We start from the raw sequence: 13,975 nt of genomic DNA, 5'->3' as shown, positions 1-13,975 counted from the left end.
CTTATTCGACTCAATCTTTAAAACCTGCTGGTTGAGAAAGAGTGGCACAGTTCATTATGGTGATTTGCGAGCCGATCATCCGACCCAGGGATGGGTCGGTTGAGGCACAAGGACTTTTTTATTTCAAAAGAGTGCTGCGAGTCGGTGAGTCAATGCCATGCTGAACTTATAAAGTACACCTCTAGATACATTCTTTGCTAAGAACGAAGTGCCATTTTCCAAACGAACCTTGGGAAAAAAACGACTGACAAAATAACTCGTTTTTATTCAACAATGATAGATAAACCTATATTTGTCAGGACATGGAAACAAAAAAGCCTGCATTTCTGCAGGCTTTTAGCACTCAATCGGTTAACGATTGTCCTTATGGATGACACTCATTGTGCATTTCTAAGTTAGTGCCGATATCTTTATTACGATTAGCTTTCGCATCGTCATTACGTAATTGCATAATGTGGTCTAAATACGCTTGGTCTACATCGTTTGTGATGTAGTGACCATCAAATACCGATGTTTCAAAACGCTTAATTTCAGGGTTTTCCATTCTCACAGCATCAACTAAGTCTGTTAAATCCTGGAAGATAATCCCGTCAGCACCAATGATTTTTGCAATTTCATCAGCATCACGACCATGGGCAATAAGCTCGTTAGTTGTTGGCATATCAATGCCATACACATTCGGGAAGCGAATTTCTGGTGCTGCTGAAGCAAAATACACTTTCTTAGCGCCGGCATCACGTGCCATTTCGATAATCTGTTCCGACGTTGTACCACGTACAATAGAATCATCAACCAGTAATACATTCTTGCCTTTGAACTCGGCACTAATTGCATTCAGTTTACGACGCACAGACTTCTTACGCTCTTGTTGTCCAGGCATAATGAACGTACGGCCAATATAACGGTTTTTAACAAAACCTTGGCGATATGGTAAATCCATAGAGCGAGCAATCTCAAGCGCAACGTCACAAGAAGTTTCTGGAATAGGAATAACCACGTCAATATCGTGTTCATCCCATTCTTTCTTAATTTTTTCACCTAACTTAGTACCCATGTTTACGCGGCTGCCATATACCGAAATATTATCGATAGTTGAATCAGGACGAGCGAAGTAAACAAATTCAAAAATACAAGGCGAGTAACTTGGGTCAACAGCACATTGGCGAGTAAATAACTGGCCATCAAGTGTCACGTAAATCGCTTCACCTGGTGCCACATCACGCATGACTTCAAATCCGACCGCATCTAAAGCAACACTTTCAGAGGCCACCATGTATTCAGTGCCTGATGCCGTTTCGTGCTTACCCAATACTAATGGACGAATACCAAAAGGATCGCGAAATGCCACTAAGCCTTGACCTATGATCATGGCTGTAACGGCATAAGCACCCCGCGTTTGTGCGTGTACTTTACTCACGGCATCAAACACTTCGTCTGCTGATAACGTTAAGCTACGAGTTTCTTGTAACTCATCGGCCAATAGGTTCAATAAAATTTCAGAATCTGAAGTGGTATTGATATGGCGACGCTTGCTTAACAAGCTTGCAGCTAATTCAGTAGTATTGGTTAAATTGCCATTGTGAGCCAATGAAATACCAAACGGTGAGTTAACGTAAAACGGTTGAGCCTCCGATGCACTAGAGCTGCCCGCTGTAGGGTAACGAACGTGACCTATACCGGCATTACCTTGCAAACGTTGCATATGCTTTGGTTCAAATACATCTTTCACCAAACCATTTGCTTTACGTAAGCGAAACGCATTTACATCAACGGTTACGATACCAGCAGCATCTTGACCACGATGTTGCAGTACGGTCAATGCATCATAAATGGTTTGATTAACTGAAGACTTGCCTACTATTCCGACGATACCACACATGGGTAAGGTTCCTCACTGTAAGGTGTTTTATAGTTTTAGATTTTGGGTACAAAGCTTGATGTGTTTTCCAAGTAGTCAAAAAACCACTGAATAACCACACCAAATTCGGGTACGAGTACTGATTCCTTCCACCAACTGGTTGAAGGGAAACCGGTAAATGCATCCATGAAAAATAGTAACGCGCTGACGATTAACGCCCCGCGAATAGCACCAAAACACACACCAAGTACTCTATCTGTACCTGATAAACCGGTTTTAGCAACGAGTTGACCAAGAAGGTAATTAACTAAGGCACCAATAATAAGCGTTGCGATAAAAAGAATAGCGATAGCAACGCCGTTGCGCACCATTTCATCTTGCATTTGCGATAAATGAACGGCGAGGTCGAGATAAAACTGACTGGCGATAAAAAAAGCCGCAAACCATACCACTAATGACATGGCTTCTTTAGCAAACCCACGCACTAAACTAATGAGGGTAGATAAGCTAATAACAATAATAATTGCGTAATCAATCCAAACCATTGAGATGGGGATCCGGGTAACCATTAAGACGGCGCGATTCTAACAGAGGTGAAGACTTTTCTCACCCCTATCGACCAAATTAATCATACATGAATAAGAACAATCAATTTGCACTATAAACAAATTGGCGGTAGGACGAATAAAATCCTACCGAATCAGACAATAAAAATCACAACCTAGAATCATCAACCACTATTTATCCATAGGATCGTAAATAACTATCTTGCCTTTTAACCCAGTTAATTTTGTGATTGCCGCTTGGCGGGATTCAAGTTTTTGTTTGGATACCTCTGGCCCTACAAACACTCGGGTCAATTTGCCTTCAACCGGTTTGGTTGGCAGCGTATAGGCGGTATAACCCGATAACCGTAATTGGGCGATTAACGCTTCAACATTTTTGGCGTTATTAAAGCCACCTAGTTGCAGTGTATAGCCAGATTTAATGATGCTTTTTTGCGTTTGAGTTTGAGGTTTCTCGATATCCTTTTTTGCAGGCTCTTTCACTGGCGGGGTTTTAGCAACCACAACCTCTTTTACAGTCTCGCTTTTTGCAACCGGCTTGCTGAGTGTGGCCGCATCTATGTCACCTAATGGCACAATATCGGCATTTTTTTCATTTAATTTGGTCTGATTGCTGTCTGTCTTAATATCAACACTGGCAATTTCAAGTACTTCAAACTCTTGTGGAGCATCATTATTTTGAATTTGATTTGCGGGTCGCAAAGGAATTTCAGTAAATTCCTCTACGACTTTGGCTTTTTTACCGTCCAAAAGATCAGGCAAAAAAATCACCCCAAGAGCGACAAGTACTATGGTTCCAACTAAGCGATTTTGAAATTGACGTTTCAAGATGATTTCCCAGTATTACATATTTGATTTAAAAGCAGCGACAGTATAAAAAGAGCCAAATACAATTACCACATCATCGGCTTCAATAGTAGTGCTAATCGATTGCCAAGCGGCATCCATATCATCAAAAGTGTTGATGTTTAATTTATTTTCAGTGGTTGCTTGTGCTGGTTCAACAGTCAGTAAATGGCGTTGCAATTGCGTTGAGGTTGCACCTCGCTCTGTAGATAAGGTGACTAAATTCCATTGGTCAACCACAGTTATCAGCTCAGCAAAAACACCCGCAATATCTTTGTCTTTTAACATGCCACAGAGGGCAATAACCTTAGCTGAAACATTCGCTTTTTGCGCCAGCTTTTGACGTAATTGCACGGCTAAATATTTTGCTGCATGAGGGTTATGGGCAACATCTAACAACACCAGCGGAGCTTGACTCACGCATTCTAGCCGTCCGGGTAATGTGGCTAATGCCAATCCGCGGTTGATATCTGAAATGCTAATTTGTGGCCAAATTTGATTAACTAAAGCCACTACACAAGCAGCATTGGCTAAAGGCAGTGAAGGTACTGTTAAAGACGTCAATTGCTGCGTTTTAGTCGAGAATGACCAGCTGTCACCATTGAGTTGATATTCAAACTCATGGCCCACTCTTAACAACTGACACGCTATTTGCTGTGCATACTCAGTCACTGAGTTCGGCAAATTGGGCTCGCCAACGACACTGATACAATGACTTCGGCACACGCCAGCTTTTTCTCGGCCAACTAACTCTCGCGTATTACCTAAATATTCTTGATGGTCTAAATCTATTGAAGTGATAATAGTTGCGGTTGAGTCAACCATATTAGTGGCATCTAAACGCCCTCCTAGGCCCACCTCTAAAATAATCACATCTAAATTAGCTTGTTTAAATAAGTACAAGCCAGCCAGGGTTGCGTACTCGAAAAAGGTTAATGAGATTTCAGCTCTGGCTTGCTCTATGGCCTCAAAAGCTTCAATAAACTGTTCATCACGGCAATCTTGTTGGTTAATACGCACACGTTCGTTATAGCGTAATAGGTGTGGCGAACTGTAAACGCCTACCGTTTTTCCGCTTTGGATTAATACAGACTCAAGCATGGCGCAGGTTGTGCCTTTACCATTTGTGCCAGCAACCGTAATCACCTGTGCAGGCGCTAAATCCATGAGTGCTAAACGCCTTGCAACCTCAGAGACTCTGGCAAGTCCCATATCAATTTCACTTGGGTGAATGGCTAATAAATAATCCAGCCATTGTTCTAGATTTGCTTGATGATCTGGCATAAGGGTTTTAATTGTATCCATCGGAGGTGGTTGCCTTAAATTGTATTAATCCAGCATAAACAAAGGCCCTAAGGCCAGCTTCGGCAAATCATATTGCTCTGGATAGGTAACATCAACTAAATATAAACCATTTGGCTTTGCTGTTGCTGCGGCAAGGTTTCGGTCTTTAGCAACTAATAATTGGCCTAACCAATCAACAGGCTGATTACCTAATCCAACTTCGATTAATGAGCCAACAATATTTCGCACCATATGATGCAAGAATGCATTGGCTTTAATATCGACCATGATATACATGCCTTGGCGGGTAACACGCACATGATGCACATTCCGAAATGGCGTATTTGATTGGCATTGTACTGCCCTGAAACTGGTAAAATCATGTTCGCCAAGTAATAGTTGCGCCGCCTGATGCATACGTGACTCATCAATATCACCATGATAATGACTCACGCCTTGGCGTAATATTCCTGGACGTAATGCATGGTTATAAATGATGTAACGGTAGCGTCTGGCTGTGGCACTGAAGCGAGCATGAAAGCTGTCATCAACTTCCTTTGCCCAGCGTACGGCGATCGTATCAGGAAGCTGGGTATTCACACCAAATGTCCAGGCTGACATTGGACGCTCGACATCGGTTTCAAAATGAACCACTTGACCGGTTCCATGAACACCTGAATCCGTTCTGCCGGCACACAGCACTTCAACTGATTTATTGGCAATATACGAAAGCGCTTTTTCTAATTGTGCCTGGACAGAATCGACTTCTGCCTGGCGCTGCCAACCAAAATAATTACTGCCATCATATTCGACACCCAAGGCTATCCGCATAACTTGACCCTTTCACTTTAAAATGGCGCGTATTTTAGCACAAAAAAAACGACGCATGTCTAAGCGTCGTTTTAAAAAAGTACCCTAATCTCAGGTTAATTTTTTCAATAAAGAATTAGCTTCAGCCTGCTGGCGAGAATTACCATCACTTTGTACTTCTTTTAACAGTGCTTTGGCGCTATCTTGATCTTCAATTTCAATATAAGCACGGGCGAGATCTAACTTGGCATTAACCGAGTTTTCTTCATCATCAACATCAACCATATTGGCATTACCCAACAATGATTCAACATCGCCCATGTCAACATCGACGTCTTTATAATTATCTGATACCGAACTGTCATCTTCATCAGCATCGTTGAGCAATTTATTAATATCAATAAAACCATTTTCACGCTCAAAATTAGTTAACTCGGCTTCAGATATCTGTGGTGAAGTAGCCTGCCCCTCTTCTTTGTCCAGCGCCGCAAGCGCTTGTTCTACGGTAAGCGCATCATCGTCTAATACAAAATCATCATCGGCAGTATAATCATCCGAGAGGGAAAATTCGGTTAAATCATCTTCACTTAAATCTATTTCGTCATCTTTAGTACTGAGGTTTGAAATGGACTCATCGTTGGAAGAAGACTTAGTTGCACTGTTAAAGATATCGGTTTCCCAATCCAAGATATTTTCTTGAGACTTTTTAGCCGCTTTCAAATCATTGAAAAATCCGGAATCTTTTTCAGCTCTAACATTTGTGCCTTTTATTTTATTGATATCCACATCTGGAACGGGCTCAGAGTCGAGATCCGATTCAAATGAAAGAGAGTCAAAATCTGCAGCATCCTCATCCTGTAATGCAGGTAAATCGACTTCATCAGCGCCCATATTCGCTAATAGTGCATCCAGCTCATTTTCAGCATCGGATAACATGGAATCATCAATTGCACCCACTGAACGAGTTGTTTCATCCGTGGTATCTTCAGCTTTTACTAACTCAGATTCTAATGTGTTTAGATCAAGTTCCTCATGGCTGGCTGCTGGCTCATTTGCCTGCTCTAACTCTGCAATTAAACCGCTTAAATCATCACTTTCATCATCGTCGAGCGTGTCTAACTGCAGACTGTCATCAGCATCATCTTCCATGCTAGCCAATTCTAGATCTGCCAACAATGAATCTAATCGATGATCGTTCTCTGGTACTTCGTCAAAATCGAGTGCTTCCTCAGCGATATCTTCTGCGTCAGCTGTTAGGCTAGTTAATAACCCATCTACATCATCACTTTGAACGCTTAATGGACTCTCTAAAGCGTTATCAGTCTCAAGCTCATTATCAGCAAGCACCTCATTGACTTCTGTCTCGGCGTCCTCTGGGGTTAGCTTGTTTGCATCACGATCTTGAACAGTTTCATCGATAGCCGATGGTTCAAGTTCCACTTCATCTAAACCTGAAATATCGTCATCTACCTTTTCACTATTTGCTGGCGCATCAAAACTCGCTAACAGCGCATCAAGATCATCATCTTCTGTTACGTCATCAGCTTTACTTGTCAGCTCATCATCTGATTCAAGTTCAGCGGCGATAGCATCGGCTAAATCCGCACTGTCATCGGCTGTGCCCTCTAGTGTGTCGGTTTCGGCAGAAGCATCAAAACTGGCTAACAGCGCATCAAGATCATCATCTTCTGCAACGTCAACAGCTTTACTTGTGAGATCATCATCTGATTCAAGTTCAGCGGCGATAGCATCGGCTAAATCCTCACTGTCATCGGCTGTGCTGGCTGGGGCTTCGGTTTCGGCAGAAGCATCAAAACTGGCTAATAGCGCATCAAGATCATCATCTTCTGCAACGTCAACAGCTTTACTTATGAGATCATCATCTGATTCAAGTTCAGCGGCAATAGCATCGGCTAAATCCTCACTGTCATCGGTCGTGATGTCTGGGGCTTCGGTAGGAGTATCAAAACTGGCTAATAGTGCGTCGATGTCATCATCTGCATCTACCTCAACTTCTTTACTTGTAAGATCATCATCAGATTCTAGTTCAGCGGCGATAGCATCGGCTAAATCTTCATTGTCATCATCGGCTTTGCTGTCTGGGGCTTCGGTAGAAGTATCAAAGCTGGCTAATAGCGCATCGATGTCATCATCTGCATCTACCTCAACATCTTTACTAGCAAGATCATCATCAGATTCTAGTTCAGCGGCGATAGCATCGGCTAAATCTTCATTACCATCGGCTGTACTGTCTGGCGTGCCGTCAGCGTCTTGAACGTCAAAACTGGCTAATAGCGCATCGATGTCATCATCTGCATCTACCTCAACATCTTTGCTAGCAAGATCATCATCAGATTCTAGCTCTGCGGCGATAGCATTGGCTAAATCTTCATTGTCATCTGCTTTGCTGTCTGACGTGTCGTCAGTATCTTGAACGTCAAAACTGGCTAATAACGCGTCAATATCTTCATCGGCTTCAGCACTATTTACAGCGTTTTCTGACTCTAACTCATCAGCCATATCGGCTATCGACTCATCCTTGTCTGATGATTCGGTTGCAACATCACCGTTATCTTCAACATCAAATCCTGTTAACAAAGAATCGATATCGTCATCATCGACATCTTGGCTATTTGGGTTGTCGACAGGTGTTTCTGGTTCATTGATGTCATCCGCTGGCATATCAAAACCCGCTAACAGGTCGTCAATATTATCTTGCTCCGTTGATGCTGATGATTGTGGTTCATCAATAATGTCTTCTGGCAGATCTTTGTCAAGATCCGCCAACAAAGCCTCTAAATCGTCTTCTGGCCCAGAAGAAACTGAAGGTTCAGCGACATCATTGTCATCTAAACCATCAAGTAAACTATCAAGATCTTCATCGGTTTCTAAAGGGTCGAGTTCAGAGTCTTGCTCTTCCATAGCTTCGGCCCAAAGATCGTCTAATGAAGTGACATCATCTTCCGTCTCAGGTTCCACCGATGTTTCAGGCTCTTCAATGAACATAGCCGACGCCATATCCATTTGCTCATCATCAATGTGCAGCTCAGTTTCTGGCTGCATATCTAAACTGTCTAAATCAAGAAGATCATCAATTGACTCTTCATCGTCACTGTCAAGGTGAACGGCTAAATCTTCTAAATCATTGTCATCGTTAGCATCTGAAACCGCTGTTTTTGTTTCTGAAGCCGTTTCAGATACTGATTTTGGCTCATCCTTTGCGCTTGAACGGCGACGCAGTATTAAAAAGATAATGCCAAAAAGTAACAAAATAGGTAAGGCTGCTGCACCGATTAGCAGACCAGTATTATTGGTCAAGTTACGCCAAAAATCAGTGGGTTGTTCAACAGGTGGTTTATTCGCTTCCTCTAATTCAGCGGCTAACATTTCATTTTTATTGACTAAAAGCTGCTGCTTTTCGAGTTGTAATTGAACATCCTCTTCCAGATTACTGATGATCTGACTAAGCTCTTCTACCTTTTGCTTTAATACTTGATTGTCACTTCGCGTTGCCATGAGCTGATCTTGCGCTCTAGCAAGTTCATCGGTCAGCATTAAGGTCTTGTTGTTGGCTTTATCGAGTTGGTTATTTAACTCGGTAATTTGATTGGTCTTGGCAGCATTAAGCGATTCATTATTGGCAACTTGACTAGGTTGTTGCGGCGTGATCTGTAACGGCTTTTCTGGTGTAAGGGGTTTGGCTTGAACTTGCTTAACGGCATCAGTGTTAACAGCAGGGCGTGGCGTCAATGCAGGTTTAGTTGTAGTTTTAGCGGTTCTGGCTAATCTGTCATCGCGTTCAGCACGTAATTTAGCTTGTGCTTTAGGGATGGCCGCCATCACTTCAGCAGACGGAATGATTAAAATCATGCCTTTTTCTAAGGTGTTATAGTTATTGCCACTGAATGCATGCGGGTTGGCATCAAATAATGCCGACATCACCTGATAAATAGTCACTTTATCATTCGGTCTAACTTTCTGAGCAATGCTCCAGAAAGTATCGGAAGGTGTTGTGGGACCATATTGCCGTGCTTGTTTTACCTCGCCATTGGGTCCGGTAATTTTAAGCGTATCGGCCTGTGCCGAAGCAATAAGCTGGCTCGCTGAGATTGCAGTGGTGGCACATAAAAGTAAACCCACCCAATATGAAGTACGAGATGTCATTCAGTCCTTCCCTTTTAGCACGAAATATTTGTCATCATGACAACTGGCTTTAGGTCATTTTTTTCTTTTGTTATATGCCATTAAATTTCGTTAGTTGTTATTGGTTAATGAAATTTTGGCAATTTAACGACTATAAACTAAGTTTGTCAGCCCTGCTACATTGAGGCAAGCCTAAAACTAAAAAAGCCCACAATATGCGGGCTTTTTACACTAAATCACTCTATTACCTGAGATAATAGTTAATTCATCGGTTACTTAATAGTAATCACGAATGAGAATTTCAGCAATTTGTACGCTGTTTAACGCCGCACCCTTACGAATGTTATCGGCCGTTACCCATAAATTTATACCATGAGAATGAGAAATATCTTTTCTGATACGTCCAACAAAAACAGGATCATGCCCTGCAGAGTCTGTTACTGCGGTTGGATAATCATCATCGTTTTCAAAAAGTACCACGCCTGGCGCATCACGAAGGACGGTTTTAATCGCTTCAGCGTCGACAGGCTCACGGGTTTCAAGATGAACGGCCTCTGAATGTCCATAAAATACCGGAACGCGCACCGCCGTTGGGTTTACGACAATTTCATCATCGCCAAAAATTTTCTGTGTTTCCCACACCATTTTCATTTCTTCTTTGGTGTAACCATTTTCCATAAATTTATCAATTTGTGGTAACACGTTAAAAGCAATTTGTTTTGGATAAACACTTGGTTCTGCAGGTAAGCCCTGTAATAACTTAGCGCATTGTCCAGCTAATTCATCGATGGCTTTTTTACCTGTACCCGATACCGATTGGTAAGTGGCCACGTTAATACGTGTAATACCAAATGCATCGTAAATTGGTTTTAAGGCGACTAACATTTGAATGGTTGAACAATTCGGGTTGGCGATAATATTGCGGTTACGAAAATCAGCAATGGCCTCAGGATTAACTTCTGGTACGACTAATGGGATATCGATGTCATATCTAAAGTGTGAAGTATTATCAATCACCACGCAGCCAGCTTCTGCAGCTATTGGTGCCCACTTTTCAGACACGTCACCACCAGCAGAAAAGAATCCGATTTGCGCCTGAGTCCAGTCGAATTTTTCCACATCAAGAATTTCAACTTGCTTACCATGAAAACTAACGGTTTCACCAGCACTGCGACTACTCGCTAAAGGAAATAACTTAGCAACCGGAAAATTACGCTCTTCAAGGATCTCAATCATTGTTTGACCCACTGCGCCCGATGCACCTAAAACGACAACATTAAATTCTTGAGACATATTAACGCCCGACTCCTAATAATCTTATTGAACTGACAATCTACCTAGTTTATTGAGCTTATGCTAGGGTTGAATAGTGAAAAGTGTCGTGATTTAGCTGATTTTTTCTCAACTGACTACACTTGTCGCAAAATAGATAAAGAATAGCTAATAAATAGCAATAATTACTGTGAATACCCCAATGAATGCAACATTTTTATGCAATCTGAACTTGCAGAAATTGCATTGTCACTGGCAGGATTCACTGCTAATGCACTAAATTCACGGCGATGAGTATGTTGTTTTCTGAGTAAATCGAACCCTGTTGCGGTATGAAATGACTGCCTGAATAACGCATCGTCATCACGAAGATCAAATACCAAACGGCACATTTTTAGCAGCTTGTTCTCATCTAAATCTGCGGTATTTAATCGCTGCTGAAACTCAAATGGAGGTAACAGTCCCATAAGTGATTTACTTGGGTCTTTTTGCAATAATCGGCATAGGGTTTGATATAACATAAAAGTCCCTCTAGCCTTGCCCTCCAAGCTGTAACCTGCAATATGAGGTGTGGCAAATTCGACCAAAGGCACCAACTCTGCGATGGGATTAGGTTCGCCCTCCCACACATCTAAAATGACTTTTATATCATCACGAGTTTGCTTCACTTTGATGAGGGCATGATTATCGATCACTTCGCCTCGACAACAATTTATCAGCCAAGTATTTGGCTTTAATGTATTGAGTCGTGTTTCATCAAATAAGTACCATGTCTTATGTGGCCCTTCTTTGGTAATAGGCACATGCAACGAAATCACATCGGCCTTGGCAATTAGCTCATCTAACGAGACAAATTGACGGCTATCGCCCTCGGCTTGTTTAATCGGATCACACAGCAAAACCTGTAAACCATAGGCTTCGAAGCATTTAGCTGCGGCAGTCCCTGTATTGCCCGCGCCAACAATACCTATTACTTTGCCTTTTAACTGTGTTCCCAGTCGCTTGGCAAGTTCTAGTAATGCGATGAAAGCAAACTCTCCTACGGCTGTGGCATTGCAACCTGGGGCATTTGAGAAAGCGATACCTCGTTGGTGCAAGAAATCTAAATCAATGTGGTCGGTACCAATTGTGGCGCTACCGACAAATAGTAACTTTGCCGCGTCTTCGATTAAAGTCTGATCCACTTTGGTCACAGAACGCACTAACAATACATCGGCGTCTTTTACTTGCTCAGCGGTTAAGGTGCGACCGTTAACAAATTCAATTTGGCCAAATTCCGCAAATAATGCCTCAACATAAGGCATGTTTTCATCAGCAACTATTTTCATGGGCTTACTACACTGTTAAATAACAAAAAAGGCGCACAATGCGCCTTAATTACATAAGATGATTTAAGCGAATGAATCTCTTAACGGAACTGTTAAGTTAAACACTAAGTGCTCTGCACTTGAGTCTTTACTGTCAGCACAGAAATACCCTTCACGCTCAAACTGATAAGCTTTTTCAGCAGGAGCTGAAACTAAACTTGGCTCAACCAAACCGTTTAACACCACTAATGAATTTGGATTAATCACTTCATCGACAGTGTCAAAGGCTGCTGGATTGGCATCGGTAAATAAACGATCGTATAAGCGGAACTCAGCAGGTTTAGCAGATGATGCTTCAACCCAATGGATCACGCCTTTTACTTTGCGACCATCAGCAGGATTCTTACCTAATGTTTCATCATCGTAGCTACAGTAAACCGTAGTCACGTTACCTTGGGCATCCTTATCACAACGCTCAGCTTTAATGACATAGGCATTACGTAAACGCACTTCTTTGCCTAATACTAAACGCTTGAAGTGTTTATTGGCTTCTTCTTTAAAATCTTCAGCATCAATGAATAATTCACGACCGAAAAATAGCTCGCGTGTGCCCATAGCTTCATTCGATGGATGAGCCGCAGCTTGAATGCTTTCAGGTTCCGCATGTGGATAATTTTCAATAACCACTTTAATTGGACGAAGCACAGCCATTGCACGTGGTGCATGGTCGTTTAGCTCTTCACGAATACAGGCATCTAACATACCCACTTCAACCAAGTTATCTTGCTTTGTCACACCAATGCGCAGACAAAACTCACGAATAGCGCCCGGCGTATAACCTCTGCGACGTAAGCCAGCAATGGTCGGCATACGTGGGTCATCCCAACCACTGACAAGGTTGCGAGTAACCAAATCGTTTAACTTACGCTTAGACATTAAAGTGTATTCAAGGTTTAAGCGTGAAAACTCATATTGGCGGGTACGGTTTGGCGCCTGAAAATCATCTAAATGATCTAATACCCAATCGTATAAACGACGGTTGTCCTGAAACTCTAAGGTACAAATCGAATGGGTGATGTTTTCCATCGCATCAGAGATACAGTGGGTAAAATCATACATTGGATAAATGCACCATTTATCACCCGTTTGGTGATGATGTGCAAAACGAATACGATAGATAATCGGATCACGCATACACATAAAAGGTGAGGCCATATCAATTTTTGCGCGCAGTGCACATTCGCCTTCTTTGAATTCACCATTACGCATTTTTTCAAATAACGTGAGGTTTTCTTCAACAGACGTATCGCGATATGGACTGTTTTTGCCAGGCTCTTTCAATGTGCCGCGATATTCACGGGTTTGTTCGCCGTTTAAGAAGCAAACGTAAGCTAATCCTTTGGTGATTAACTCAACGGCATATTGATGTAATTGGTCAAAATAATTTGATGAATAACGAATATCGCCAGACCATTCAAATCCCAACCAGCGCACATCTTCCTGAATAGATTTAACATAGTTAATATCTTCTTTTTCAGGATTAGTATCATCAAAACGTAAATTGCATTGTCCCTGGTAATCTTTAGCGATACCAAAGTTCAAACAAATTGATTTTGCGTGACCTATATGCAAAAAGCCATTTGGCTCAGGCGGGAAACGGGTGTGCACTTGGTTGTGCTTACCACTTTTTAGGTCTTCATCAATGATATTACGAATGAAGTTACTTGGACGTACTTCGGTGTCCACTTGACTCATGAAAATCCTCTTGGCACACGATGGCAATATTGTCAAAAAACAGATGATCCTACAGATCTGTAGCAGTTACAACTATTGCACAAAAAAAATAACGAAAAAAACAATAAACCCAGCAAAAGCTGGGTTTATTGGTC

General features: G+C 42.0%; 9 protein-coding genes. All 9 read right to left on the bottom strand.

Annotated elements, in window-relative coordinates:
• Positions 1 to 364 precede the first annotated feature (364 nt).
• Positions 365 to 1,879 (bottom strand): amidophosphoribosyltransferase, encoded by a 1,515-nt coding sequence (gene purF, locus IEY03_RS14055; protein ID WP_188842805.1) that lies wholly within the window; start codon positions 1,877 to 1,879, stop codon positions 365 to 367.
• Positions 1,880 to 1,914: 35 nt separating this feature from the next.
• Positions 1,915 to 2,403 carry a CvpA family protein gene (locus IEY03_RS14050; protein ID WP_188842803.1) on the bottom strand — a complete coding sequence of 163 codons (489 nt, stop codon included), beginning with the start codon at positions 2,401 to 2,403 and terminating at the stop codon, positions 1,915 to 1,917.
• 192 nt (positions 2,404 to 2,595) lie between these two features.
• The gene (dedD, locus tag IEY03_RS14045; protein WP_188842801.1) at positions 2,596 to 3,252 is read right to left on the bottom strand and encodes a cell division protein DedD; all 657 of its coding nucleotides are present in this window, start codon (positions 3,250 to 3,252) and stop codon (positions 2,596 to 2,598) included.
• 15 nt (positions 3,253 to 3,267) lie between these two features.
• Positions 3,268 to 4,575: a bifunctional tetrahydrofolate synthase/dihydrofolate synthase gene (gene folC / locus IEY03_RS14040; RefSeq protein ID WP_229778340.1), complete on the bottom strand. Its 1,308-nt coding sequence runs from the start codon at positions 4,573 to 4,575 to the stop codon at positions 3,268 to 3,270.
• Positions 4,576 to 4,599: 24 nt separating this feature from the next.
• Complete coding sequence (gene truA / locus IEY03_RS14035) at positions 4,600 to 5,385, bottom strand: tRNA pseudouridine(38-40) synthase TruA (protein ID WP_188842799.1); 786 nt, start codon at positions 5,383 to 5,385, stop codon at positions 4,600 to 4,602.
• 90 nt (positions 5,386 to 5,475) lie between these two features.
• Positions 5,476 to 9,528, bottom strand: a complete 4,053-nt coding sequence (locus IEY03_RS14030; protein ID WP_188842797.1) for a FimV/HubP family polar landmark protein — start codon at positions 9,526 to 9,528, stop codon at positions 5,476 to 5,478.
• A gap of 255 nt (positions 9,529 to 9,783) precedes the next feature.
• A complete protein-coding gene (locus IEY03_RS14025) occupies positions 9,784 to 10,800 on the bottom strand; it encodes an aspartate-semialdehyde dehydrogenase (RefSeq protein WP_188842795.1) in 1,017 nt (338 codons plus the stop codon).
• A gap of 164 nt (positions 10,801 to 10,964) precedes the next feature.
• Entirely contained in the window at positions 10,965 to 12,107 is a 1,143-nt protein-coding gene (locus IEY03_RS14020) for a 4-phosphoerythronate dehydrogenase (protein WP_188842793.1), read from the bottom strand.
• A gap of 63 nt (positions 12,108 to 12,170) precedes the next feature.
• The gene (gene glnS, locus IEY03_RS14015) at positions 12,171 to 13,841 is read right to left on the bottom strand and encodes a glutamine--tRNA ligase (protein WP_188842791.1); all 1,671 of its coding nucleotides are present in this window, start codon (positions 13,839 to 13,841) and stop codon (positions 12,171 to 12,173) included.
• Positions 13,842 to 13,975 lie beyond the last annotated feature (134 nt).

Source organism: Shewanella aestuarii, from assembly GCF_014647215.1.
Lineage (GTDB): Bacteria > Pseudomonadota > Gammaproteobacteria > Enterobacterales > Shewanellaceae > Shewanella > Shewanella aestuarii.
This window is presented reverse-complemented; position numbering and strand designations above follow the sequence as displayed.

What these genes read in the sequence shown, in the direction of transcription:
- purF (WP_188842805.1), bottom strand. Translation starts at nt 1,879, where the DNA reads ATGTGTGGTATCGTCGGAATAGTAGGCAAGTCTTCAGTTAATCAAACC.
- IEY03_RS14050 (WP_188842803.1), bottom strand. Translation starts at nt 2,403, where the DNA reads ATGGTTTGGATTGATTACGCAATTATTATTGTTATTAGCTTATCTACC.
- folC (WP_229778340.1), bottom strand. Translation starts at nt 4,575, where the DNA reads ATGGATACAATTAAAACCCTTATGCCAGATCATCAAGCAAATCTAGAA.
- truA (WP_188842799.1), bottom strand. Translation starts at nt 5,385, where the DNA reads ATGCGGATAGCCTTGGGTGTCGAATATGATGGCAGTAATTATTTTGGT.
- IEY03_RS14030 (WP_188842797.1), bottom strand. Translation starts at nt 9,528, where the DNA reads ATGACATCTCGTACTTCATATTGGGTGGGTTTACTTTTATGTGCCACC.
- IEY03_RS14025 (WP_188842795.1), bottom strand. Translation starts at nt 10,800, where the DNA reads ATGTCTCAAGAATTTAATGTTGTCGTTTTAGGTGCATCGGGCGCAGTG.
- IEY03_RS14020 (WP_188842793.1), bottom strand. Translation starts at nt 12,107, where the DNA reads ATGAAAATAGTTGCTGATGAAAACATGCCTTATGTTGAGGCATTATTT.
- glnS (WP_188842791.1), bottom strand. Translation starts at nt 13,841, where the DNA reads ATGAGTCAAGTGGACACCGAAGTACGTCCAAGTAACTTCATTCGTAAT.